26 protein-coding genes and 2 riboswitches are annotated in these 23,461 nt (G+C 65.9%); of the genes, 13 read left to right on the top strand and 13 right to left on the bottom strand.

The window, feature by feature from the left end:
• Window positions 1-57: 57 nt before the first annotated feature.
• From TVB01_RS13995 to TVB01_RS13980, 4 genes are all read left to right on the top strand, one after another.
• Window positions 58-2,016 carry a BCCT family transporter gene (locus TVB01_RS13995; protein WP_422456522.1) on the top strand — a complete coding sequence of 653 codons (1,959 nt, stop codon included), beginning with the start codon at window positions 58-60 and terminating at the stop codon, window positions 2,014-2,016.
• 32 nt (window positions 2,017-2,048) lie between these two features.
• On the top strand, window positions 2,049-3,026 hold the full coding sequence (locus TVB01_RS13990) for a 3-methyladenine DNA glycosylase (RefSeq protein ID WP_422456521.1): 978 nt from the start codon (window positions 2,049-2,051) through the stop codon (window positions 3,024-3,026).
• Window positions 2,969-3,493 carry an SRPBCC domain-containing protein gene (locus TVB01_RS13985; RefSeq protein WP_422456520.1) on the top strand — a complete coding sequence of 175 codons (525 nt, stop codon included), beginning with the start codon at window positions 2,969-2,971 and terminating at the stop codon, window positions 3,491-3,493. The genes TVB01_RS13990 and TVB01_RS13985 overlap by 58 nt, the downstream gene beginning before the upstream one ends.
• Window positions 3,494-3,562: 69 nt before the next feature.
• Entirely contained in the window at window positions 3,563-4,084 is a 522-nt protein-coding gene (locus TVB01_RS13980) for a serine protease inhibitor (RefSeq protein WP_422456519.1), read from the top strand.
• Here TVB01_RS13980 and TVB01_RS13975 read toward each other — a convergent pair.
• Entirely contained in the window at window positions 4,029-4,577 is a 549-nt protein-coding gene (locus TVB01_RS13975) for a DUF4442 domain-containing protein (protein WP_422456518.1), read from the bottom strand. The two genes, TVB01_RS13980 and TVB01_RS13975, sit on opposite strands and share 56 nt — an antisense overlap.
• A 140-nt stretch (window positions 4,578-4,717) precedes the next feature.
• Between TVB01_RS13975 and TVB01_RS13970 the strand changes: the two genes are divergently transcribed.
• The 4 genes from TVB01_RS13970 (at window position 4,718) to purL (ending at window position 8,659) form a co-directional block, all read left to right on the top strand.
• Window positions 4,718-5,140 carry a hypothetical protein gene (locus tag TVB01_RS13970; RefSeq protein WP_422456517.1) on the top strand — a complete coding sequence of 141 codons (423 nt, stop codon included), beginning with the start codon at window positions 4,718-4,720 and terminating at the stop codon, window positions 5,138-5,140.
• A gap of 179 nt (window positions 5,141-5,319) precedes the next feature.
• The gene (gene purS / locus TVB01_RS13965) at window positions 5,320-5,574 is read left to right on the top strand and encodes a phosphoribosylformylglycinamidine synthase subunit PurS (RefSeq protein WP_066300964.1); all 255 of its coding nucleotides are present in this window, start codon (window positions 5,320-5,322) and stop codon (window positions 5,572-5,574) included.
• A gap of 2 nt (window positions 5,575-5,576) precedes the next feature.
• Window positions 5,577-6,350 carry a phosphoribosylformylglycinamidine synthase subunit PurQ gene (purQ, locus tag TVB01_RS13960; RefSeq protein ID WP_055240623.1) on the top strand — a complete coding sequence of 258 codons (774 nt, stop codon included), beginning with the start codon at window positions 5,577-5,579 and terminating at the stop codon, window positions 6,348-6,350.
• Window positions 6,350-8,659: a phosphoribosylformylglycinamidine synthase subunit PurL gene (purL, locus tag TVB01_RS13955; protein ID WP_422456516.1), complete on the top strand. Its 2,310-nt coding sequence runs from the start codon at window positions 6,350-6,352 to the stop codon at window positions 8,657-8,659. The genes purQ and purL overlap by 1 nt, the downstream gene beginning before the upstream one ends.
• An 87-nt stretch (window positions 8,660-8,746) precedes the next feature.
• Here the strand turns inward: purL and TVB01_RS13950 are convergent, their stop codons facing one another.
• Window positions 8,747-9,712: a hypothetical protein gene (locus tag TVB01_RS13950; RefSeq protein WP_422456515.1), complete on the bottom strand. Its 966-nt coding sequence runs from the start codon at window positions 9,710-9,712 to the stop codon at window positions 8,747-8,749.
• A gap of 132 nt (window positions 9,713-9,844) precedes the next feature.
• Between TVB01_RS13950 and TVB01_RS13945 the strand changes: the two genes are divergently transcribed.
• Complete coding sequence (locus TVB01_RS13945; protein WP_422456514.1) at window positions 9,845-10,381, top strand: GNAT family N-acetyltransferase; 537 nt, start codon at window positions 9,845-9,847, stop codon at window positions 10,379-10,381.
• 254 nt (window positions 10,382-10,635) lie between these two features.
• On the opposite strand, the gene TVB01_RS13940 is transcribed toward TVB01_RS13945, so the two are convergent.
• Complete coding sequence (locus tag TVB01_RS13940) at window positions 10,636-11,211, bottom strand: DUF1990 family protein (RefSeq protein WP_422456513.1); 576 nt, start codon at window positions 11,209-11,211, stop codon at window positions 10,636-10,638.
• Window positions 11,208-11,600: an MmcQ/YjbR family DNA-binding protein gene (locus TVB01_RS13935; protein WP_422456512.1), complete on the bottom strand. Its 393-nt coding sequence runs from the start codon at window positions 11,598-11,600 to the stop codon at window positions 11,208-11,210. Before TVB01_RS13935 ends, TVB01_RS13940 begins: the two co-directional genes overlap by 4 nt.
• 120 nt (window positions 11,601-11,720) lie before the next feature.
• Here TVB01_RS13935 and TVB01_RS13930 point away from each other — a divergent pair, with 120 nt between their 5' ends.
• Window positions 11,721-12,557: a DUF1206 domain-containing protein gene (locus TVB01_RS13930; protein WP_422456511.1), complete on the top strand. Its 837-nt coding sequence runs from the start codon at window positions 11,721-11,723 to the stop codon at window positions 12,555-12,557.
• Here TVB01_RS13930 and TVB01_RS13925 read toward each other — a convergent pair.
• From TVB01_RS13925 to TVB01_RS13905, 5 genes are read right to left on the bottom strand one after another with little or no spacing between them, the layout of a single operon-like run.
• Window positions 12,554-13,429, bottom strand: coding sequence for a MetQ/NlpA family ABC transporter substrate-binding protein (locus TVB01_RS13925; RefSeq protein ID WP_422456510.1), 876 nt, complete (start codon window positions 13,427-13,429; stop codon window positions 12,554-12,556). The genes TVB01_RS13930 and TVB01_RS13925 overlap by 4 nt on opposite strands.
• A gap of 29 nt (window positions 13,430-13,458) precedes the next feature.
• Complete coding sequence (locus tag TVB01_RS13920; RefSeq protein ID WP_422456509.1) at window positions 13,459-14,673, bottom strand: acyl-CoA dehydrogenase family protein; 1,215 nt, start codon at window positions 14,671-14,673, stop codon at window positions 13,459-13,461.
• On the bottom strand, window positions 14,670-16,094 hold the full coding sequence (locus TVB01_RS13915; protein ID WP_422456508.1) for an LLM class flavin-dependent oxidoreductase: 1,425 nt from the start codon (window positions 16,092-16,094) through the stop codon (window positions 14,670-14,672). Before TVB01_RS13915 ends, TVB01_RS13920 begins: the two co-directional genes overlap by 4 nt.
• A 27-nt stretch (window positions 16,095-16,121) precedes the next feature.
• Window positions 16,122-16,787: a methionine ABC transporter permease gene (locus TVB01_RS13910; RefSeq protein WP_422456507.1), complete on the bottom strand. Its 666-nt coding sequence runs from the start codon at window positions 16,785-16,787 to the stop codon at window positions 16,122-16,124.
• Window positions 16,780-17,571 carry a methionine ABC transporter ATP-binding protein gene (locus tag TVB01_RS13905; RefSeq protein WP_422456506.1) on the bottom strand — a complete coding sequence of 264 codons (792 nt, stop codon included), beginning with the start codon at window positions 17,569-17,571 and terminating at the stop codon, window positions 16,780-16,782. The genes TVB01_RS13910 and TVB01_RS13905 overlap by 8 nt, the downstream gene beginning before the upstream one ends.
• 96 nt (window positions 17,572-17,667) lie before the next feature.
• Window positions 17,668-17,770: riboswitch (SAM riboswitch) on the bottom strand.
• Window positions 17,771-17,929: 159 nt separating this feature from the next.
• Here TVB01_RS13905 and TVB01_RS13900 point away from each other — a divergent pair.
• Window positions 17,930-18,499: a hypothetical protein gene (locus TVB01_RS13900; RefSeq protein ID WP_422456505.1), complete on the top strand. Its 570-nt coding sequence runs from the start codon at window positions 17,930-17,932 to the stop codon at window positions 18,497-18,499.
• On the opposite strand, the gene TVB01_RS13895 is transcribed toward TVB01_RS13900, so the two are convergent.
• Both TVB01_RS13895 and TVB01_RS13890 read right to left on the bottom strand, forming a co-directional pair.
• Window positions 18,496-18,912, bottom strand: coding sequence for a CoA-binding protein (locus TVB01_RS13895; protein ID WP_422456504.1), 417 nt, complete (start codon window positions 18,910-18,912; stop codon window positions 18,496-18,498). The two genes, TVB01_RS13900 and TVB01_RS13895, sit on opposite strands and share 4 nt — an antisense overlap.
• 83 nt (window positions 18,913-18,995) lie before the next feature.
• Window positions 18,996-19,769: an alpha/beta fold hydrolase gene (locus tag TVB01_RS13890; RefSeq protein ID WP_422456503.1), complete on the bottom strand. Its 774-nt coding sequence runs from the start codon at window positions 19,767-19,769 to the stop codon at window positions 18,996-18,998.
• A 152-nt stretch (window positions 19,770-19,921) separates the two neighbouring features.
• On the opposite strand from TVB01_RS13890, the gene TVB01_RS13885 reads away from it, so the two are divergent.
• Together TVB01_RS13885 and TVB01_RS13880 are read left to right on the top strand one after the other, a co-directional pair.
• The gene (locus TVB01_RS13885) at window positions 19,922-20,623 is read left to right on the top strand and encodes a TetR/AcrR family transcriptional regulator (protein WP_422456502.1); all 702 of its coding nucleotides are present in this window, start codon (window positions 19,922-19,924) and stop codon (window positions 20,621-20,623) included.
• Window positions 20,607-21,356 (top strand): SDR family NAD(P)-dependent oxidoreductase, encoded by a 750-nt coding sequence (locus TVB01_RS13880; protein WP_422456501.1) that lies wholly within the window; start codon window positions 20,607-20,609, stop codon window positions 21,354-21,356. Before TVB01_RS13885 ends, TVB01_RS13880 begins: the two co-directional genes overlap by 17 nt.
• Window positions 21,357-21,410: 54 nt before the next feature.
• Here TVB01_RS13880 and TVB01_RS13875 read toward each other — a convergent pair whose 3' ends face one another.
• Both TVB01_RS13875 and TVB01_RS13870 read right to left on the bottom strand, forming a co-directional pair.
• Window positions 21,411-21,773 carry a hypothetical protein gene (locus TVB01_RS13875; protein WP_422456500.1) on the bottom strand — a complete coding sequence of 121 codons (363 nt, stop codon included), beginning with the start codon at window positions 21,771-21,773 and terminating at the stop codon, window positions 21,411-21,413.
• 36 nt (window positions 21,774-21,809) lie between these two features.
• Window positions 21,810-23,201 carry an LLM class flavin-dependent oxidoreductase gene (locus TVB01_RS13870; RefSeq protein ID WP_422456499.1) on the bottom strand — a complete coding sequence of 464 codons (1,392 nt, stop codon included), beginning with the start codon at window positions 23,199-23,201 and terminating at the stop codon, window positions 21,810-21,812.
• 37 nt (window positions 23,202-23,238) lie between these two features.
• Window positions 23,239-23,355, bottom strand: a riboswitch (SAM riboswitch).
• Window positions 23,356-23,461: the final 106 nt, after the last annotated feature.

Here is a 23,461-nt window from a genome sequence, read left to right as displayed (position 1 = left end):
GAAGCTGGATCCCCGAACGGTTCAGGGGCCTCAGGGCAAGCATCGCCGAAGGCCTCAATGGGCCAGCTTGCTGCACGTGTACTGCGCCGGGAGAAGAAGAAATACCCCCACGACACCCACCCCGGACTGATTCCCGGCATCGCCGTCGACGAGCAGCGCGTGCGCTACGGAACCGATCCCCTGGTTTTCGGCATTGCTGCAGTACTCATCCTGGGCTTCGTCGCCTGGGGCGTGTTCTCCACGGAATCGCTGAAGTCGGTCTCCGACGTGGCCCTGGGCTGGGTTGTGACGAACACCGGCTGGCTCTTCAGCGCACTTATTGCCGTGGTCCTGGTCTTTATGCTTTTTGTCGGCTTCAGCCGCTACGGCAAGATTCCCCTCGGCGTTGACGGCGAAAAGCCGGAGTATTCAACCTTCTCCTGGGTCGCCATGATGTTCTCCGCCGGAATCGGCATCGGCCTCTTCTTCTTCGGACCGTACGAGCCGCTGACCTACTTCATGACACCAAACCCCGGCGAGGCAGTCCCCGAAACCGCGGTGGCGCTGCACAAGGCCATGGCACAGTCCTTCTTCCACTGGGGCCTCAATGCCTGGGCGATTTACGCGCTGGTCGGCGCTGCTATTGCTTATGGCTCCTTCCGGCGCGGCCGGGTGCCCCTCATGAGCGCCATTTTTACCCCGCTGCTCGGACGACGGAAGACCGAAGGCGTGGCCGGGCGCCTGATCGATATGTTCGCAATCGTCGCGACCCTCTTCGGCACGGCAGCGTCACTCGGCATTGGCGCCCTGCAGATTGGCCGGGGCGTGGAGATTATCAGCGGCATCGGCCGGCTTCCCAACGCTGTCCTGATCGGCATCATCGCCGTCCTGACTGCAGCATTCATCGCCTCGGCAGTCTCCGGAATCGGCAGAGGCATCCGCTGGCTCTCCAACGTCAATATTTCCCTTGCCATCATCCTGGTCGCCTTTATCTTCCTGACCGGGCCAACCCTGTTCCTGCTCAACCTCATTCCCGCTTCCCTGGCCGAATACCTGTCCGACCTCCTGCACCTGATGAGCAAGGGCCCGTCCTGGGGTGCCGAAGCAGCGGACTTCTCGGCCAACTGGACCGTCTTCTACTGGGCTTGGTGGATTTCCTGGTCCCCGTTCGTCGGCATCTTCCTGGCGCGCATCTCCCGCGGCCGGACACTGCGTGAATATGTGCAGTACGTGCTTGTGGTGCCCACCCTGGTCTCGGTAATCGCTTTCGGCGTCTTCGGCGGCACGGCTATCTGGATGCGCATGCAGGGCATGGACATCTCCGCCGACAGCGCTCCGGAATCGCTCTTCTTCCAGGTCCTTGACGGGCTGCCGCTGAGTACCGTCACCCCGTTGCTGGCGATGTTCTGCATCGCCATCTTCTTCATTACCTCGGCGGACTCCGCTTCCCTGGTCATGGGCAGCCTGTCGCAGCGCGGCAAACCGCAGCCTGACCGGAAAGTCACCGTCTTCTGGGGCCTGGCCATGATGGGCATTGCCGTGGTCATGCTGCTGGTGGGAGGAAACCAGGCCCTGTCCGGGCTGCAGAACCTGATCATCGTCTCGGCCCTGCCGTTCGCGGTAATCCTGCTGCTGATGATGGTTGCCCTGATCCGGGACCTGCAAACCGACCCGCTGATTATCCGCCGGGAGTATGCAACGGCCGCCTTGGAGAATGCAGTCCGCGCCGGCATCGACGAGCACGGCGATGACTTCGCCTTCACTGTGGAGAAGACCCCCCAAGGGGAGGGCGCCGGGGCCGACTTCGATTCCCACGACCGCACGGTCACGGAGTGGTACCAGCGCACCGACGAAGACGGAAAGCCCGTGGAGTACGACTACGAGGCGGGGGAATATGCCGACGGCTGGACGGCCGAGGACGACTCCGCGGCAGCCGCAGAGTCAGCAGCGGCGGAGCCAGGCGCCGGCAACAAGGATTCCGACCAGGACGGTGGCAGCGGGGCGTCCGGGAATCACCGCTCTGCCCCTGTCGGCTAGGACCCGAAGCAGCACGGCGGGATAATGGGGCCGTGAGCCTCCCTTATTCCGCCGTGCTGACCGAGGACCAGTGGCTTCCCCGGCAGGCCGCCTACCAGGAACGGGTCCGACCGTACGCAGACGGCTTCCTGTCCCGCCGCTCCACCGGCCGGAAACATCCGGTAGAGGATTTCCTCTTCACCTACTATTCCCAGAAACCCGGGCAGCTGCTGCGCTGGCACCCGGGCGCCGGCGTCGTCCTGGCGGGGCAGGCCGCAGCCGAACGCACGGACTGGAAGTTCTACCGGCAGCTGGACGCGGCAGAACTCCACGAAGCAGGGCTCGACGCCGGTACTGTGGCCGTCGCCGTCGACCTCCCTGCCTTCTCGTCCGCCCGCGGGCCCGCACTGGAATTCACGCAGATGCTGCTTTCCCGGACCGCCGGGCGCAAGGCCGCACTGGGCTGCTTCGGCATGCACGAGTGGGCCATGGCCTACAAGTCGGAGGTCAACGGAATCCGGCATGAATACCTCGGACTGCGGCTGGGAGCCGAGGGCACGGACCAGCTCGTGGAACAAAGCCGCATCCGCTGCACCCACTTCGATGCCTTCCGCTTCTACGCGCCGCAGGCGGTGGGGCTGAACGAGCTCCGGCCCACCCGGGAAAACCAGCGCGACCTGGAGCAGCCGGGCTGCCTGCACGCTAATATGGACCTCTATAAATGGGCCTACAAGCTGGTACCGGTGCTCCCCGGGGAACTGGTGATGGACTGCTTCGAGCTCGCCTGGCGCATCCGCGAGATGGACATGCGGGCTTCCCCGTACGACCTTCAGGACTGGGGATATGACCCAATCCCGGTGGAAACACCTGCCGGGCGCGCGGAGTATGCGGCCGCGCAACGTGCCTTTAGCGAAGAATCGCAGCAGCTGCGGGCCCGCATCCTGGACCTGCTGGCGCCCCTTCAGGAGCAGCTATGTACCCAGAACCAACCGGACGGGTCATCCGCTCCGGACCGGATGCCTACGACCTGATCCTCAACCGTCCGTTCACGCAGTCCCCGCAAACAATCTGGGCCAGCTTCACACAGCCGGCTGAGGCTGCCCTCTGGTTCGGACGCTGGGATGGACGTCCCGGCCCCGGCGAAACAGTGGACGTGCAGATGCTTTACGAGACGAACCAGCCTTTCGGCAGCTTCCAGCTGCAGGAGTGCGTCCCCGGGGAACGGCTCCGGGTTTCCGCCGAAGACGAGTACGGCAGCTGGGACCTCGAAGTGAACCTCACAGGCAGTGCCGGAGGGTCAGCCGTCGAGTTCATCCAGCACCTGGAGGATTTGGCCACAGTGGAAAGCACCGGGCCAGGCTGGGAGTTCTACCTGGACCGGCTGGGTGCTGTTCACGGCGACGGAATATTGCCGGACTTCAGCAACTACTATCCGGCGCAGGGACCGTACTACGCAGCCCAGGCCCAAGCTGCCGCGGAAAGCGGTGCGGGGTCCTGACCGGGCCCGTCCGCACTTCACGCCAAGGATTGGCTAGGCTGGACCGCATCCAACGTGGGAGGTCTCACCATGCAGTTCCTGTTCCGCCCTGTCCGCACCGCTGTGCTCGTGGCTGCCGCAGGCCTGGCCCTGGCCGGGTGCACCAACTCCTCACCGTACTCGGAACCGACGCCTGGTTCCGCTTCTCCCTCCTCATCTGCCGCCTCGTCACCTGCCGCCTCGTCGTCGCCGTCCGCCGCGACAGGCAGTGCGGCAGCCACCTCCCTGAGCGTGGAGCTGATGGCCGACGGCGAAGCTGTCACGGACACCTGGGCCCTGGACTGCGAGGGCACTACGCCCGTGGGCCAGTCAGGCGCACCGGATCCTGAGGCAGCGTGCGTTGCGCTGGCGGAAGGCGGGCCCGGCCTCATGGCCGAACCCGGCACCAACGTCTCCTGCACCATGCAGTGGGGCGGACCGCAGCGGGCCACGGTAACGGGAACGGTAGAGGGAGAGACCGTCGACGCCGAGTTCGCGCTGACGGACGGCTGCCAGATCAGTCGGTGGGAAGCCCTGGGCGCCCTGCTCGGTCCGGCAACGGCGGCACAGTAGCGCTCCCGCCGGACGCGGGGACGCCCGCGCCGTCCTCCCGCTTGCGGCGCACGTAAACCTGCTTGCGCACCCGGGCCACGACGTCGCCGTCGGCATCGTTGATGTCCACAGTGAACCATTCCAGGACCTTGGAGCCGTCCTTGGCGGCGGCTCGGAGCCGCTCGATGTCCTGCGTGCTGATGCTGAACCGTGCGTAGACGTCGCCTCTGCCCGGCTTGAGGAATTCCACTTCCGCCGCACGGTCCCAGACAACGTGGTCCTTGCCCAAGTGGCGCAGCAGCAGCATCATCCAGAACGGATCCGTCATGGCAAAGAGGCTGCCGCCGAACGCTACGCCGGCAACGTTCTTGTTCCACCAGTGCTGGCGCAGCCTGACTGTGGCCGACATAAAGTCCGCGGGCAGTTCGGTGATGTGGATTCCGGAGAAGGCGAAGGGCGGCCAGATGTTCATGGACCGGCGGACTACCGAGGGTTTGGCGGCGACTAGTTTCACCGGATCACCCTACCGAACGTGATGTGCACCATTCACTTCCGCAACTCCGGATGCATGTTCTATTATTGAATCAGCTTGCTTACTATCCACGTACGGGCCGCGCCCTTCCAGGCACGCCGGGCTTTACCGGAGGAACCAGATTGTCGATTGAAGCAACACCCGAAGAACCACAGCTGTCCGCGCACGAGACGGCAGCTCCCGCGGAGTACGTCCCCTGGTGCTCCTACTGCGGCACCGATGAATACCTGATCATCGAATCGGTCGAGCCCTCGAAGACCGCAAACTCGGCCGAGTTCCTGGAAATCAGCTACACCTGCGCCGAATGTGACCGCTTCTACGGACACCCCGTCCGGCATTCTCCGGTCTGGGCGCGGAACGCCGTCAGCGAACCCGCGGAGACCGAGTACCTGCACTGCGGGGAACCCATGCGTCCCAAGGACAACCGCACGGTCTCACTCTTTGAGCCGCTGAGCACGGAGCCGGAGGCCGCCACGGCGGACATCGTCTTGGAGACCAGCATCCTGCGCTGCTCCTGCGGCTTCCAAATCGAGCTTCCCGCGTAACCTTTCCGGGAGTCAAAACTCAAATCGAGATAGCAGAAAGTGCCCGTTTCAGCTCTGTAACGGGCACTTTCTGCTATCTCGCTGTACGGCCTTAGAATGAAGGAGCAAGCTCGCGGAGCGCTGAATCAGCGTGAGACGGCACGGTCCGCGGCCACCCCTTCACTCACAGGAGTTACCGGATGCCCCGGATCGTTGTTGACGTCATGCCCAAGCCCGAAATCCTGGATCCGCAGGGCAAAGCCATTGCCGGCGCACTCCCCCGGCTCGGCCTGACCGGCTTTACCGGCGTCCGCCAGGGCAAGCGCTTCGAACTTACCGTGGACGGCGACGTCACCCCCGAGATCCTCGAACAGGCCCGCACCGCCGCTGCCACGCTGCTCTCCAACCCCGTGATCGAAGACGTCACCCGCGTCGAAGTTATTTCGGAGGCTTAGTCTTGAGCACCCCGCTGATCGGCGACTACTCCGCCGCACCGGAAGACGCTGCCCTGCGCGCAGTGCGCGTCGGCGTCATCACCTTCCCCGGAACCCTGGATGACCGCGACGCCGCCCGCGCCGTGCGCCTGGCCGGCGGCACCGCCGTCGAACTCTGGCACGGCGACGCGAACCTGCACGACGTCGACGCCGTCATCATCCCCGGCGGTTTCTCCTACGGCGACTACCTGCGCGCCGGAGCGATTTCCCGGTTTGCCCCGCTGATGGAAAAGGTCGTGGACGCCTCCAAGGGCGGCATGCCCGTGCTGGGCATCTGCAACGGCTTCCAGATCCTCACCGAAGCGCACCTGCTGCCCGGTTCGATGATCAAGAACGACCACCTGAAGTTCATGTGCCGGGACCAGCTGCTCCGCGTGGAGAACAACGCCACCGCCTGGACGTCCGGCTACACGCAGGGCGAAGGCATGGTCATTCCGCTGAAGAACCAGGACGGCCAGTACGTCGCCGACGAAAAGACCCTGGATGAGCTGGAAGGCGAAGGCCGCGTGGTCTTCCGCTACGACGGCTTCAACCCCAACGGTTCGCGCCGCGACATCGCCGGCATCACCAACGCCGCCGGCAACGTCGTCGGCCTCATGCCGCACCCCGAGCACGCCGTGGAAGCCGGCTTTGGCCCGGACTCCTCGGCCCGCGGGGACGTCGCGCTGCGCGGCGGCACCGACGGGATCGGCGTCTTCACCTCTGTACTCACCTCGCTCGTTGCCGGAGGCAAATAATGACCGTGTCCGCTAACTCCACCGCCGAGCAGAAGAAATTCAACATCGACACCGTAGAGCACGCGGCGTCCACCCCGGACACCCCGCTGCCCTGGGCAGAACTTGGCCTGAAGGAAGACGAATACAACCGCGTCGTCGAGATCCTGGGCCGCCGCCCCACCGCCGCAGAACTGGCGATGTACTCGGTCATGTGGTCCGAGCACTGCTCCTACAAGTCTTCCAAGGTGCACCTCAAGCAGTTCGGTGACAAGGTCACCGAGAAGATGAAGGAACACCTGCTGGTCGGCATCGGCGAGAACGCCGGCGTCGTGGACATCGGCGAGGGCTGGGCGGTGACCTTCAAGGTCGAGTCCCACAACCACCCGTCCTTCGTGGAGCCCTACCAGGGTGCCGCGACCGGCGTCGGCGGCATTGTCCGCGACATCATCTCCATGGGCGCCCGCCCGGTTGCAGTGATGGATCCGCTGCGCTTCGGTGCGATCGACCACCCGGACACCGCCCGCCTCGTGCACGGCATCGTCTCCGGCATCGGCGGCTACGGCAACTCCCTGGGACTGCCGAACATCGGCGGCGAAGTCGTCTTCGACTCCGTCTACCAGGGCAACCCGCTGGTCAACGCACTGGCAGTCGGCGTTATGCGCCACGAGGACATCCGTCTGGCCAACGCTTCCGGCGCCGGCAACAAGGTGGTGCTCTTCGGAGCGCGCACCGGCGGCGACGGCATCGGCGGCGCTTCGGTGCTGGCTTCTGAGTCCTTCGACGACGCCAAACCCTCCAAGCGTCCCGCCGTGCAGGTCGGTGACCCGTTCGCCGAAAAGGTCCTCATCGAGTGCTGCCTGGAACTGTTCAAGGCCTCCGTGGTCGAGGGCATCCAGGACCTCGGCGCGGCCGGCATCTCCTGCGCGACGTCGGAGCTTGCCTCCAACGGCGACGGCGGCATGCACGTTGAACTCACCAAGGTCCTGCTCCGCGATCCGACCCTGACCCCGGGCGAAATCCTGATGTCCGAGTCGCAGGAACGCATGATGGCCGTCGTGACCCCGGAGAACGTGAAGGCGTTCGAGGCGATCATGGACAAGTGGAACGTCGAGTACTCCTGGCTGGGTGAAGTCACCGATACCGGCCGGCTGATCATTGACTGGGACGGCGAGACGATTGTCGACGTCGACCCGCGCACCGTTGCCCACGAAGGCCCGGTCTACAACCGGCCGTTCCACCGCCCCGAGTGGCTCGACGGCGTGCAGGCCGATTCGTTCAGCGCCGACCGCCCGTTTGGCGGCGAAGCGGTGAAGCAGGCCGTGCTGGAACTGATGGCCTCCCCGAACATGTGCGACAAGTCCTGGGTCACCAACCAGTACGACCGCTATGTGCAGGGCAACACAGCTCTGGCCATGCCCGATGACGCCGGCGTGATCCGCGTTGATGAGGAAACCGGCCTCGGAGTCGCAATCTCCACCGACGCCAACGGCCGCTACACCTACCTGAACCCGTACGAGGGCGCCAAGCTGGCCCTCGCCGAGTCCTACCGCAACGTCGCCACCTCCGGCGCCCGCCCGATGGCCGTCACCGACTGCCTGAACTTCGGCTCCCCCGAGGATCCCGAGGTCATGTGGCAGTTCGCCGAGGCCGTCCGCGGCCTGGCCGACGGCTGCCAGGAGCTCGGCGTACCCGTCACCGGCGGCAACGTCTCGCTCTACAACCAGACCGGCGGCGTCGCCATCCACCCCACCCCCGTGGTGGGCGTATTGGGCGTGTTCGACGACGTTGCCCGCCGCACGCCGTCGGGCTGGCGCGAAGACGGGCAGGCCATCTACCTGATGGGCGTCACCCGCGATGAGCTGGACGGTTCCGAGTTCGCCAACCTGCGCGGGCACCTGGGCGGCCAGCCGCCGAAGGTGGACCTGCAGGCCGAGAAGCTGCTGGGCGACCTGCTGATCAACGCCTCACGTGACGGCATGATCGACGCCGCGCACGACCTCTCCGAGGGCGGCCTTGCGGCTGCGCTGTCCGAGATGGCGCTGCGCTTCGGCGTCGGCGCCCGGATTGGCCTGGATGAAGTGGCCGAGCGCGACGGCGTGGACCTGTTCACGCTGCTGTTCTCCGAGTCCCAGGCCCGCGCCGTCGTCTCCGTCGCCCGCAGCGAAGAAGTCCGGTTCAAGGACATGTGCACGGCCCGTGGCTTCGCCCACTCCCGCATCGGCGTGGTGGATACCGAGATCGGCGCGCTCGATTTCCAGGGCCACTTTGTCCTGCCGCTGGCTGAGCTGAAGGAAGCACACGAGGGGACTCTGCCGAAGCACTTCGGCTAACCCTTCCTCTCCGGAATCCCATCGAGATTACAGAAACTGCCCGTTTGGAGCCTCAAACGGGCAGTTTCTGTAATCTCGTTCAAGGGGTCAGGCCGCCGGACGGTCAGCGCGCCAGCCCGCCACCCACAGGGCAGCCCGGACCTTCTCCACGGCCGGCCGGGCGCCGTCGACCATGTGCCGCCGCGATAAGCGCACCTCGGTCCAGCCCAGCGCGAGGGTACGCTCTTCCCGGCTGATGTCCCGTGCCACCTGTTCCGGGTCCGAATGCCCCGCGCCCTCATACTGGACTGCCACCCGGTACTTTCGGTAGCCCAGGTCCGGCTCATGGTGCAGGACGCCGTCGTCATCCACTATGGGGGCATTTACCTCCGGTTCGGGCAGCCCCGCCGCGCCAAGGGCAAGCCGCAGCAGGGTTTCCGGCGGGGAATCCGCACCCACCCGGCTGAGCCGCAGGGCCTCACGTGCGGTCCGGATTCCCCGCTGGCCTGGATGACGTCCGATGATCTCAGCGAGTTCTTCCTGCGTCGCATACGGATCCGCCCGACCTTCGAACAGCGGCCGGGGAAACCGGATCAGGTGATCCGCGATCACCGTGAGCTCCTCCACAGTGAGGTCTTTCGACAGGTCGAGCCACGTTTTTACCCGTGAGGTAAGGACCAAACCGTCCAGCGTGGTCACCTCGCCGGGCAGGATCCGGCCGGTGTGGCCAACCACACCGAACCGTCTCGGCGGCGCGAGCCCTTCCGGACGGGTGATGTGCAGTTCGGGTGCCCGTCCCGGCACAACCGGAAGCGGAAAACCCCAAGCCTCTGCGGCCGTCCGGTGCGAAGCCACGGAAAATGAGGTGACCCGTGTGAACGGCGCAATCCTTTCCGGCGGCAACGATGAGCTGCGGTCGCTCAAATCCAGGTTGTCCGCGGCCCGGATAGCCCTGCTGATACGGCGGATGCGAACGTTGCGAAGAGTCCCTCTGCTTACTCCAAGGGCATCCGAGTCATAGACGGTATACGTCGACTGGCAGAGCTCTTGGGGCAGTTCACGGGGAGTGCGCATGGCCAGCATTATGGTTGCTCAAATGAGGCCGCGTTTCGTTATCCACAACCCCGCTCATCGAGATTGCAGAAACTGCACGTTACGGGCCTCAAACGGGCAGTTTCTGTCATCTCGATGGGGGAGAATATTGCCGTGACCATCCTTTCGAATGAGCCGGTACCCGCCAGCAGCCTGCTGACTGAGCGGTTGGAACTGGCGGAAATGTCGGCGGCAGACGTTGATGCCCTGATAGTCGGCGCCCGCTGCGAGCTGTGGGCCGACGACTTTCCCCAGGGCGTCGACGAAGACGCCGCACTGCAGTACTTCCAGGCAGGTTTGCTGGGGCCGCGCGCTGGAATCTTCGGGGCACGGCTCATCCGCGAGCGCGGAGGCCTGGTGATCGGAACCATCGGCTTCCTCGGCCCACCCGTCGACGGCGCATTGGAAGTCACGTACAACATCGTCCCGTCGCGGCAGAACCTCGGGTACGCGACTGAGGCGCTCATCGGCCTCAGCCGGTTCGCGTTGGGCCAGTACGGCGTCGAATGCGTCACGGCCTACACCGACGAGGCCAATGAGGCTTCGATCTCCCTGCTGCTGACCGCCGGTTTCATGCCGGTGGAGTCCTCAGGGCCTGAGCTTGCCTTTGTTCTGCACAGCAAAGCACAGCTGCCCGACGGCGAAGCCTGAGCTGGTAGGGTCGGCTCAGCTTTCACGGGGGCCGGGCATGAGGGAAGACGCGCGGAGCAGACGGGCGCTGCTGTTCGCAGGATTGCTGCTGCTGGCTATGGGAACCGTCTCCGTTGTCGTGAACCTGCCGTGTCTGCCCGACGGCGGCAGTTGGGACGCCGGGGAGCCCTGGATCGCAGCGGGGTGCGGCGTCGCGGGTTTCGCAGGGGGCATGTGGTGCCTGGTCCAGTACTGGCGTGCCGCGCAGGAGGATGTTACCCCGTCCCCACGGCCAGCCGCCGGGCAGCGCGGAAATACCGGCGGGTGATCAGCTCCTGCGTGCGCCGGTTGAGTGGACCTCCGGCGGCGATGAGCAGGTTCGCGGGGCGGCTGTAGGCAGCCACCCGGAAGAACAGCTGCCCGTCTTCGCTGAGCTCGGCGTAGAACCCTTCTTCCCCGGCTTCCGGGTGTCCGCGCAGCGTCCCGTAGCCGAACCCTGCCCGCTGGCCGGGCTCCGGGCGGCCGCCGCCGTCGACCACCGGCTCAGCGCTCCAGAGAACGCGGCACGGCGCGTGCCAGCGCAGCGGCCCGATGCCCACCCCGGAGGTCATTTCAAGTCCCGGCCGGGCCCGGGGCGTGCCGGCATCCACCCACAGTCCGCTGCCGCGGTGCAAGTCCCAGCCCAGCAGACCGTCCGCCAGGCGCAGGAATCCCAGGGCCGGATCCGGCACGGATATGCGTTCTTCGCGCAGAAGCAGACGGTACCGCGGAGGCCAGCCGCCCTCCAGCGGCACCGGATAAGGGCGCTCGGTCAGGCCGGGATCCGGGTAGGTGAGTTTTCGCTGCGTCATGACTCCGCCAGGCCCTTCCAGGCCAGGGCTTCCCGGTCGCGTCGCGGCAAGGAAGCCACCACCAGGTCGTAGGAGTCCTCAACGAGGTTCATCACCAGCTCGTCCTCAAGATTGCCGGTCAGGTCCAGCTGGTTCCAGTGGGTCTTGTTCATGTGCCAGGCTCCGCTGATTTCCGGGTGGGCGGCCCGGAGCTGGAGGGCCAGTTCCGGCTCGCATTTGAGGCTGATCATCAGGGGATCTGAAGCGAGCGCAGTCAGCGCGAACATCTTGGCAGGCCTCCCGGCCCCGCCGGCACGAACCTTGAACACCGATGATTCCGGCCCAAAGGGGAAGTCTTCGTACGCCCCCGTCAGGGACAGGCAGTACTTCCTCAGCGCTGCGGCATCCATGGATCGACCTTAGCCCGGAGTAGGCCGAACACACCACAGGTGGCAGGATGGAAGGAATTACTAAGCACACGAAGTTTCTTGGCGGCCCTCACCGGCAGCCGGCAACCCTTGGAGGACACATTGGGCAACGATCGGGCAGGCACACGCGGAGGCAGAGTAGGCCAGGCCGCGGAACGCGCCGCGGATTCGAAGTCGTTCGAACGCGCCGCACGCGTGGGCTACGTAGCCAGCGGGGTACTCCACGCCCTGATCGGCATCATCGCGTTCCAGATTGCCTTCGGAGGAGGAGGCAGCAACGCCGATTCCTCCGGCGCCGTCGCCACCCTGTCCCAACAGCCCGGCGGCATCTTCCTGATCTGGTTCTGTTTTGTCGGCTGTATTGCGCTGGCGCTGTTCCAGGCATCGCGGGTTTTCCTGGACGGGGGAGCCGATAAAAAAGAAGTCTGGAAAAAGCGCGCCATCGACGCCGGAACGGCCATCGCCTACGGCGCCATCGGAGTCACCTTCGGAGTCTTCGCCCTGGGCGGCTCGAGTGACAGCGCGCAGAGCCAGGTCACGTGGACCGCACGTCTCCTCAGCCAGCCGGCCGGCCAGCTGCTCGTCGGCCTGGGCGGAGCTGTGATTGCCGGCATCGGCCTCTACTTCATCTACAAGGGCTTCACGCAGAAGTTCCGGGAGAACCTGGGACCGATCCCCGGACAGACCTGGCAGCGCACAGCGACTGTCACGGGGATCGGCGGCTACATCGCCAAGGGCATCTCACTCGTCATCTTGGGCGGCCTGGTGATAGCTGCAGCAGCAACCGCGGACCCGGAAAAATCCACCGGTCTCGACGGCGCCCTCCACACCCTGAACGAAGCGCCGCTGGGCTGGCTGGCCCTGGCCGCCGTCGGGGTTGGGCTGATCTTCTACGGCTTGTACATGGGACTCATCCGGGCACGCTTCGGGAAGCTCTAGGCCTCCCACCAGGAGCTGAGTTCCTCCAGCGGATCGGCATCCCACGGGGTGGGCAGCACGCCGTCCATGTAGCCGGCGAACCATTCCCGGACTTCCGGTGACTGGTAGGCCTCCTGCAATACGCGCGCCTTCTCGGTCTCCGCGAACCCACCGGTGCCGGCCACCACGCAGCGGAACGGAATCTGGTCTGCTTCCTTCTCGAAGGCCAGCGCGTCGTCCGGGGAGAGACCGATTTCCGCGGCCAGCCGCACGAACAGCACTCCGGCGTCCACGTCCGGCAGGGTCTTGGAGAGGGACTGCTGGTCCACCTCCACGAACTCGAAGTTCTTCGGGTTGGCAGTAATGGTTTCCTGCGACGTGTGGATAACGCCCACTCCCTCCTTGAGTTCCAGCAGGCCGGCGTCGCGCAGCAGCGTCAGCCCGCGCCCGTTGTTGGCAGGGTCCACCGGCAGGGCGATGCGCGCTCCGTCGGGCAGGTCCTGCAGGCTGGAGTACCGCTGGGACCAGATCCCCGCCGGTGATCCGTAAACGTAGAACAGCGGCTGCACCTCGAGCTTCTGGTCCACGTTGAACTGCTGCAGGTAGGCGCCGTGCTGGAAGTAGTTGGCGTCGAACTCGCCGTTGGAAACCGCGAGGTTCGGCTGGATGATGTCCGTGACGTAGGTTGCCTCCAGCGTCCAGCCCTTCTCCTTGAGCAGTGCGGCGGCGATTTTGGTGGGCTCCTGGAACGGAGCGGATTCGGTGGCGATGATCTTGATGGTTTTGTCCCCTGAGGCTGCCGCACCCCCGGTCAGGCCGCAGCCGGTAGCGGCGGTCAACGAGGCTGCGCCGGCACCGGCGAGGGCAAGCTTGAGGAAGTTCCTGCGTTCCATGGTGTTTCCTTTTGAAAGAGTGCGAATGGTTAGCGGTAAGCGGAGGGAACCGGTTCGGTCCCGTTGAGGAAGTACCGGCCGAGTTCGTTGTATTTGTAGGCAACCGGGTCATGCAGGGTGTGGGTGCGGACGTCCCGCCAGTACCTGTCGAACCCGTACTTGCTCCCGGCGGCGCGGGCACCGGTGACGTCGAAGATCCGGGCCGTGACGTCCAGGGACACCTCGTGGGCGGCGATCTTCGCGGCTGCAATCTGCTCCGCCACCCCCGCCCGTTCCGCGGCGGTGAGCGCCTCGCCGGCGTCGAACGCCCACTGCAGGGCGGTGGTGGCCTGGTCGATGACGGCGGCAAGCGCCTGGAGTTTCGCCGCGAAGGACCCGTAGTGGTTCTGGATAAACGGATCGTCCGACGCCGTTTCCACCTCTGCGTGGAACCACGGCCGGGCGGTGGACAGGGTATAGTCCCGGGCAGCCAGCACGGCTCCTTCCGCAGCCGCGAGGTAGGCGTGGGCGAACAGCAGCTGGAACGCGGGGGTGGTGAGCACCTGGTGCGGTTCCCTTTCGCCGTCATGCGCTCCGAGGTTGGTGATGACGGCTGCGTCCGGAACAAACACGTCCCGGAACTCGATGGTGTTGGTGGCGGTCAGCCGGGAGCCCAGGACATCCCAGTCATCGTGGCGGATCACGCCGTCGGAAGCCGTGTCGATGATCAGCGCCAGCCGGTCGCCGCCGTCGAGCACCGCCCGTGCATAGATCTTCTCCGCAACCCGGCTGCCAGTGGCAAAGGGTTTCCGGCCGGTGACCAGGTAACCGCCGCCGGTGCGGACCGCAGTGGCCTGCGGGCCCTGGGGCGTCCCTGTGGAGGACCAGAGCCACTGGTGGTCCAGGCAGTCGTCCGCCAGCGCCTGCCCCCGGGATTCGCCCAGGTCAATGAACGGGAAGGCCTGGAAAATGTAGTGGTAACCCAGCAGCTGGCCAATCGAGTTATCCGCACGTGCCACCCGCTGCACAATTTCGAAGGCGGTGCTCCAGCCGATTCCCGCACCGCCGAAGCGGGCCGGGATGGTCAACGGCAGCAGCCCTGACCTGCGCAGGATTTCCACCTCGGTGAACGGCGGCTTGTTCGCGGCGTCGCGTTCCAAAGCGTCAGCGGCAAGAATGGCGGCGACCTCGTCTGCGACGTCGAACCAGCGCTGCGCCTCTGCTGGCACCGTGTGTCCGTAACGGGTGAGCAGGCTGGCGGTCATCGGGTGGCTCCTGAAGCTGCAAGGGTGTTGTCGGGTGTAAAGGCCCCGCGAAAAGCGGCGGCCCGGTGGCGTTCGTTGAGGAGCGGGCCGGCTCCGAAGAGCTTCTCCCTTAGCGTGCCGGGGGCGTATTCGCTTTGGGCCAGGCCCCGGCGGCGCAGCTCGGGCAGCACACCGTCAATGAAGTCCGTGTAGGAGCCGGGCAGGATCGCGTTAATGATGTTGATCCCGTCCACTCCTGCGTCCTGCCAGCGTTCAAGCTCGTCGGCGATCTGTTCCGGGGTGCCGGTGACCTGCTGTGCCTCGGTGCGGTAGCGGGCCACGTCGGCCAGGGTCGGGTTGCCGCCGGGCGTGGAGTCGATGATGGCCTGCAGCACACCCCGGCCGCCTTCGGTCTGCACCTCCCCCAGCGGAGTGTCCAGCTCCAGGCCGCCGAGGTCGATGCCCAGGCCGCCGCCGATGTGCGCGATTACGGCATCCAGGTCCAGGTATTCGTCCAGTTCGGCCTTCTTGCGCTGCGCTTCTGCTTCGGTTCCGCCCACTACGAAGGACAGCCCGGTGAAGACCTTGATGTCATCTGGAAGCCGCCCGGCCTCGGCGGCGCGGGCACGGACCCCGGCGGCAACCTTCGCTGCATGGGAGGGGTTGGGCGCGAAGATGAACGTGGCTTCGGCGTTGGCGGCCGCGAACTGCTGTCCGCGGCCGGAGCTGCCGGCCTGGAAGAGCACGGGCGTGCGCTGCGGGGAGGGAGAGCTCAGGTGCGGGCCGTCGATCGAATACCGCTCACCGCGGTGATGGATCTTGTGGACCTTGTCCGGATCGGCGTGGACGCCGCTGGCCTTGTCCTGGACCAGGGCGCCGTCGTCCCAGGATCCTTCCCAGAGCTTGTACACGGCGTCGGTGTATTCATCCGCCCAGTCATAGCGGCGGTCGTGCCCGGCCAGCCCGTCACCGTTGAAGTTGCGGTGCGCGTTCTCCAGCACGGAGGTGACGATGTTCCAGCCGGCACGGCCGCCGGAGAGGTGGTCCAGCGTGGACAGCTGCCGGGCGAACTGGAACGGATGGCTCTGGACAACGGAGGACGTCGCCGCCAGCCCAATGTTCCGGGTGGCGCCGGACAGTGCTGCGAGCAGCAGCAGCGGATCGTTGGCCGGCACCTGCAGCCCGCGGCGCACATGGGAGGCCCAGCCGCCGTCGTGGTTTCCGTACAGGCCCACGACGTCGGCGAAGAACAGGGCGTCGAACTTCGCGTCTTCGAGCTGCCGGGCAAGGTCTGTCCAGAAGGACAATTCGTTGAAGCGGTGCTGTTCGGCGTCAGGGTGGCGCCACTGGCCGCCGCGGATGTGGCTGGTGGTGTTCATCAGGAAGGCGTTCAACAGCAGGCGGGGCCGGGGCCCGGAAAAACGGGTACTTGGAGTGCTCATGGAGGAAACTTTCGGTAGGAGGGGAAGCTAGAGGCGCTTGTCAGCGCGGCGGGAGAACCAGGAGCCGCCCAGCTGCACGGCCTGGACCAGCAGGACCATCAGCACAATCGCGGTGAGCATCAGCCCGGTTTCGTAGCGGTAGTAGCCGTACCGGATGGCAAAGTCACCGATTCCGCCGCCGCCCACCAGTCCGGCCATGGCGGAGTAGGAGATGAAGCTGACGGTCATGATGGTGACGGAGCTGATCAGGGCCGGACGCGCTTCGACCAGCAGGACGTCGCGAACGATTTGCCCGCGGGTGGCGCCCATGGACCGGGCGGCCTCCACCACGCCGCCGCCCAGAGCGGTGATGTTCTGCTCCACGAACCGGGCAAAGTAGGGGATGGCGTTGATGGTCAGCGGCACGATGACGGCCGCGGTGCCGATGGTGGTTCCCACCACGAAGCGGGTGAAGGGGATGATCGCGATCAGCAGGATCAGGAACGGAAAGGAACGCACCAGGTTCACCAGAGAGTCCAGGACCCGGTGCAGCCGCGGTTTGTGCCCCAGCCCGTCCGGCCCCAGGGCGTAGAGCAGCACGCCCAGCGGGGTGCCGATCAGCACCGCCAGCGGGATCGCGACCAGCAGCATGGTGCCGGTCTGCCCCAGTGCGGCGAGCAGTTCCGGCCAGACTTCGGCAATGCGCTCAAGCAACGCGGGCTCCTTCCCGGCGCGCAGCCCGGTCCAGGGAGATTTCGTCAGAGATCAGGTACCGTCCGATCGAGGTGGCCGGCGTGAACCCTGGCCGGGCCAGCTCCGTGAGCGCGAACTGCTCCACGACCCGGCCTTCCTCCATGACGGCCACGTTGTCCGCTATGGCTTTGATGACGTTCATTTCGTGCGTCACCACCACGATCGTGATGCCGAACCGCGCGTTGACGTCGCTGAGGTACTGCAGCACGGACGCGGTGGTGCGGGGGTCGACGGCGGAGGTCGGCTCATCGCACAGCAGCACCTTGGGCCGGGTGGCCAGGGCACGGGCTATGGCAACCCGCTGCTTCTGACCACCGGAGAGCTTCGCCGGGTACGTCCGCGCTTTCTCCGACAGGTCGACGACGGCGAGCGCCTCCAGTGCGCGGGCCCTGCGTTCGGCAGCGTTCTTCACTCCCGCGAACTTGAGCGAGAGCTCCACGTTCTGCGCGGCTGTGCGGTTATTCAGCAGGTTGAAGTGCTGGAAGATCATCCCGATCTCATGCCGTGCGGCGCGCAGCTCGGCATCGGCCAGAGCTGTCAGGTCCGTTCCGTCCACCAGGACCCGGCCCGAGGCGGGACGTTCCAGGAGGTTGATGTTGCGCAGCAGCGTGGATTTACCCGCACCGGAAAACCCGATGATGCCCTGGATGCTGCCTTTGGGGATGTCCAGGGACACGTTGTCCACGGCGGTGAAACTGGATCCGCCGGTGTCAAAAACGGTCGAAACATTCTCGATCCGGATCATGCTCTCCTCCTTCAGGTTGTGAAGGTGCGCGCCGCGGAGTCCACGGCTTCAGCGCGCCGAGGCACGTTTGAAGGGGACCAAAAGATAGCGGGTGCTTCTCCATCGGTCCTGGCGGTAGCACCCCTCTGCTCCGTATGAATTACGGAAGGGGTTGCTGCGGCGTCACGGAGCCAGGTCTCTCAGCCGCTCTGGATGGTTACGGGTTCATGCTGTCCGCTGGCGAGAGCCCGCGCAATGTTGTGACCGCATATGACGCAGTGCGTCCGGGCGTGACGTGCACCACCTGGGTCGCCAAGAGTTTTCCCACGTACGGCGCGGGCTGGGGCCTGCAGCATCTTCGTCGGGCAGGATGGAAGGCGTGATTCCGACGCAGCGCCCGCCGCTTTCCACCGATCTCAGCGAAACGGAGTACCTCCGCTGGTATTGGCTGAAGGAGGAATTGCAGGCCTTCGCCCGGGCAAACGGCCTCAGCGCCGCAGGCTCAAAGGCCACTGTCAGCTCACGCGTCGCGGCTTGCCTGGCTGGACGGTCCCTGGCGGAAGCGCCCGGCCGCCCGCCGCGCCGGCCGGCGCCGCTGGTCCCGCCGCTGACGATCCATACGGTGGTTCCTGCCGGACATCCGTGCAGCCAGGTGCTCCGGGAGTTCTTCGTCAACGCACTGGGACCCGGTTTCCGGTTTGATGCGCCCATGCGGGCGTTCTTCGCGGCCAATGACGGCACTGCGACGCTGGCCGCGGCCCTGGACCACTGGCATGCCACCCGATCCGCCGCCGCCCGGCCAATCGGGCCTCAGTTTGAGCTCAACCGGTTCTCCCGGGACTGGCATGCCTCCCACCCCGGCGGCACCCGGGACCAGATGCTCGCGGCGTGGAAAAGCCACCGTTCACTGCCGGTGGACCTGCGCCCGACAGGTCCGGCTCAGTCCTAGAGCCCGAAGCGTCCCGCTTCAATAACGGGGCAGGTATCCATGACGACGTCGAGCCCCGCTTCGGCGGCGCGCTGGGCGGCCGCCTCATCCACGACGCCGAGCTGCAGCCAGACGGCTTTGGCTCCAACCTCGATGGCCTGGTCCACAATGTCCCCGACCCGGGATGAATTCACGAAACAGTCGACGACGTCGATCTGGCCCGGGATCTCAGCCAGCCTGGTGTATCCCTTGTTGCCGAAGACGTCGTCGCCGGCCAGGTTCACCGGGACGATCTCCATCCCCAGCGAGTCCTGGACGAATTTGGAAACACCCACCGCGGGCCGCAGCGGATTATTCGAGAGACCCACCACTGCCCAGCGTCCTTTGGATGAGAGCAGGCGGGATATAACCTCGGGATCATTGCGGTGTGCCATTCTGGCCCTCCCTCCGGTTGGAACTCAACGGGTCTTCAGCGTACGCGCCGTCCTGCGACGGGTCGATCCGGCGTCCGCGGCCCCTAATCCAGGAAATCGCTGACTGCCTCGGCAAGCACTGCATCGTCCAGTCCGTGCCAGGATCCCTCAAGCAGCTGGAAGGACCCTTCCGGAAGGATTTCCGCCGTCTCGCGGGCCCAGGCCTGCAGCCGGGCATCGCTGCCGCTGCTGGCCAGCACCAGGACCGGAACATGAATGCCCGTGAGGGCTTGGATGTCGGTTTCCAGCATGAGGGTGAGGTCGTAGGAGATGGTGTGCGCCGCCGGCTCGAAAGGTGAGGGTTCGGATTGCTCGATGATTTCCTCCGGGACACCGATGGACTCCTGGAAGAGGCGCACGGCCCCCGCCCGGTCCTCGGCGTCGATCAGGGCTTCAAGCTGCGGGCGGATGTCGGGCCCGGCAGCACCCTCCTGAGAGAGCGGCGGTTCGACGGCAATGACGCTGGAGACAACGGCTGACTCCGAAGCGGCGCGGAGGGCAAGGATCGCTCCCGAGGAGGTTCCCAGAAGGTCCGCCGATCCACCCGCTGCCTGCACGACAGCCAGCAGGTCATCCACCTCGGATTCGGGGGTGTATTCCTCTCCGTCCCCGCTTTCGCCCTTGCCCCTGCGGTCATACGTGTAGACGGTGTGGCCCTCTGCCAGCAGTTCGGCAACGCCGGCCAGGCCGGAGGAGGTCCGGTCCATCATGACGGGATCCACCACCACCAGCGGCGGACCCTGGCCGTGACGTTCCCAGGCGATGGGCGTTCCGTCCGCGGACAGCACGCGCCCCGATGCGTCAGCTGCTGGATCCATGGGATTCTCCTTCGCTGGTGCGGGCCGCCGTCGGCCCTGCCTCCACCGTAGGAGCGGGTACAGGCTGGGTCAATGCTCCGGAAGATAGGGTCGCCAAGCGCTCGGGCGGACCTTGAGGTATACACTGTAAACACGCTAGGGAAGGGACGGCCGTGCCCCACAAGCAGCCACTGAACGCTGCCGCCATCACGGAAGCTGCTGTCCGGATTGCCGACGCCGACGGTCTGGACGGCGTCTCAATGCGCCGGGTCGCAGCCGAGTTCGGGGTCTCCGCAATGGCACTCTACCGCCATGTGGCTGACCGCCGTACCCTTCTGCTGCTCATGGCCGACGCCGCCGCCCGCGACTATGAACTGTTCCCCGCCCCGAACACCGCCTGGCAGCAGATGCTCCAGCACATGGCCGATGCCCAGTGGCGGGCATTCCAGGCACATCCGTGGCTGCTGCGCATCATCCTGACGCCGCGGCGGCTGGTGAACGTGGCAACGCCCGGGGAGATCGAACTGCTGCTCTCCCGGCTGAGGCAAGCAGGACTGACCAGCGAGCAGGGGTTCGATTGCCTGCTGGGTGTTTCCGCCGCCGTCATCGGCACCGCTTCCATTACCGCTGCAGCTCTCACGGGCCCCGAACGCACCGGAACGGAACGCGACCAGCGGTGGGGTGACGACGCCGTCGCCTCCTACCCGCAGGCCTCCGGTTTCCGGGACCAGGGCATCAGCTATGCCGCGTCGCGCCGTTCCTTGGACTTCCTCGTGGCGAACTTCATCGCCGGGGTTGAACAGTCCCTCACCCACCTGCCGGATTCCGGAAGGACACCGGCTCTACGGAAGGAAGATCATGCAACTGCAAGGTAAGACCGCGATCATCACGGGCGGCGCCGGAGGGATCGGGCAGGGAATCGTCCGCCGCTTCCTGGCCGAAGGAGCCAAGGTTGCCGTCGTCGACATTGATCAGGCTCAGGGAGACAAGCTCCTGGCCGAACTCGATGGCCAGGGCGAGGTCATTTTCATTGCCAAGGATATTTCCAAGGAGGAGAGCACCAAGGAGATTGTGGCGGAGACTGTGGAGCGCCTCGGCGGCCTGCATGTCCTGGTCAACAACGCCCATGCGTCCAAGCAGGCTCCGATCATGGAGACCACGCAGGAGATGTGGGACCTGTCCTTCAACACCGGGACCATGGCCACGTTCCACCTGATGCGCGCCGCCTATCCCGAGCTGAAGAAGACCGGCGGAAGCATCATCAACTTCGCCTCCGGTGCGGGCATGAAGGGCCTTCCCAACCAGGTCACCTACGCCGCCGCGAAGGAAGCCATCCGCGCCATTTCACGCACGGCGGCCAATGAATGGGCGAAGGACGGCATCCGCGTCAACGTGGTCTCCCCGATCGCGCTCACGCCGGGCATCGCCCAGTGGAGCCAGGCGTTCCCGGAGGCGTTCCAGGAAGTGGTGGACGGCATTCCCCTGGGCCGACTGGGTGATCCGGAGACGGACATCGCTCCGATCGTGGTGTTCCTGGCCAGCGAACAGTCCCAGTACATGACCGGCCAGACGCTGATGGCCGACGGCGGCTCGATCAAGATCTACTAGGTCCTGCCCGAAAGGAAGCGGCGGCCGCGTGCCGCCGCTTCCACCATGTCCGGACTAGAGCTCCGCTGCCACCGCGTTCAGCACCTCGGTGACGTCGGCCTTGCCCTGTCCGTAGTCGAAGATGGTGGTCGGAACGTGGGGTGTGCTGGTAGCCACAACCCGTGCGGTTGCAGCGTCCACGGGCTCGAAGGTGAGCACAATGTTTTCGCCGAACGTCTTCCAGGTGGTTCCCGCCACCAGCTCTGCCCGCTCCTGCCAGATCCCGGTCACGGTCATCCGCGGAAGCCTTGCCCCGGCCCGTTCCACGGCAGGCGGGAGCGCCGCGGCAGGCACCGCGACCACCATTTCCCCGCGTGCCCGGGCGCGCTTGGAGGTGACGTTGAGACTGAGAGTTTTGCTGTTCCCCGCGTTTGTCATGCGCACGAGCCTAACGGAATCCCCCGCGGTCCCGGCCTAGTGCCGGACCGCCGGTTCCAGCCGGAACCGCGCGCCCCGGTGGTCCTCAGGAAGCTTGTCGCCTGCACCGAAGAGCTTCTGCCGCAGGGTTCCGGGGGCATACTCCGTGGGGTACGCGCCGCGCTTCTGCAGCTCGGGCACCACGAACTCGACGACGTCTTCGAAGGTTCCGGGCGTGACCGCGTAGGCCAGGTTGAAGCCGTCGACGTCGGTCTCCTCCACCCAGCGGATCAGCTCCTCGGCCACCTCCGCGCCGGAGCCGACCAGCCGCGGTCCCAGCCCGCCGATCCCGGCAGTCTCGGCGATGTCGCGCACCGTCCAGGGTTCGCCGTCGTCCTTCACTTTCTGGAAGTTCGCGGCGGCAGACTGGATGGCGTTGGATTTCACCGTGCCGAGCGGCTGGTCGAGTTCATAGCTGGAGAGATCCACGCCCATCCAGCCGGACATCAGAGCCAGGGCACCTTCGTCACTGGTGTAGCGCTGGTAGTCCAGGTGCTTGGCTTCGGCTTCCTCGGAGGTGGCGGCCGTGATGATAGTGAGCAGGGTGTAGATCCGGATCGAGTGCCGGTCCCGGCCGGCGGCTTCAGCGGCGTCGCGGATCTTCGTGACCGTGGCCTTGAGCTTCTCCACCGTGGATGCGCCCACGAACACTGCTTCAGCGTTCTCCGCGGCGAAGCCGATGCCGCGCGGCGACGCGCCTGCCTGGTAGATCACGGGGGTGCGCTGCGGGGACGGCTCGGAAATGTGGATGCCGGGGACCTTGAAGTACTTGCCCTCATGGTTGATGTCATGGACCTTGGACGGATCGGTGAAGACGCCGGTTTCCCTGTCACGGACGACGGCGTCGTCTTCCCAGGAGCCTTCGAGCAGCTTGTAGACCACTTCGAGGTATTCGTCGGCATGGTTGTAGCGCTCGTCGTGCTCGAGCTGGTCTTCGGCGCCCATGTTCCGGGCGGCGGAGGGCAGGTAGCCGGTAACAACGTTCCAGCCAACGCGGCCGTTGGTGAGGTGGTCCAGCGTGGAAAGCCGGCGGGCGAACGGGTACGGATGCTCATACGCGGTGCCGGCCGTGACGCCGAAGCCCAGGTGTTCGGTGACCAGGGCCATCGCGGAGACCAGCAGCAGCGGATCATTCACCGGCACCTGCGTGCCCTGGCGGAGCGTGGCCTCGTTGGAGGACCCGTAAACGTCGTAGGTGCCCAGCACGTCGGCAATGAAGATTCCGTCGAAGAGCCCGCGCTCACAGGTCTTCGCCAGGTGGGTCCAGTAGCTGAGCTTGGTGTAGTCCGCCGACCGGTCTTCGGGGTGGCGCCACAATCCGGGTGACTGGTGGCCAACGCAGTTCATGTCGAAGGCGTTGAAGCGGATCTGGCGGGGAGCGTTGGTCATGGAAGAGTCCTTTCCCTGGCGACGCACCCGGGTCGGAGCGCCGTACTTGCCGCCGGCGGATTCGCCGGGCGACCGGATCGTCATCTGGGGCACCCCGCTACGGAAAGAGGGTTGCCGCCCAACCAGCCAGAGCTTTGCGTTGGGACTCATGATCCTGCGGGTTCAGTATGCGCCGGGCCCCGGGGGTGCGCGCAACCCCCGCCTGTCACGGTGCGTAACGCCCGCCGTCGTGCTCCCCCGCCCGAGAGCCCAGCCACCCC

Origin of the sequence: Arthrobacter sp. 7Tela_A1 (assembly GCF_049311065.1) — a bacterium.
Classification (GTDB): domain Bacteria; phylum Actinomycetota; class Actinomycetes; order Actinomycetales; family Micrococcaceae; genus Arthrobacter_B.
This window is presented reverse-complemented; position numbering and strand designations above follow the sequence as displayed.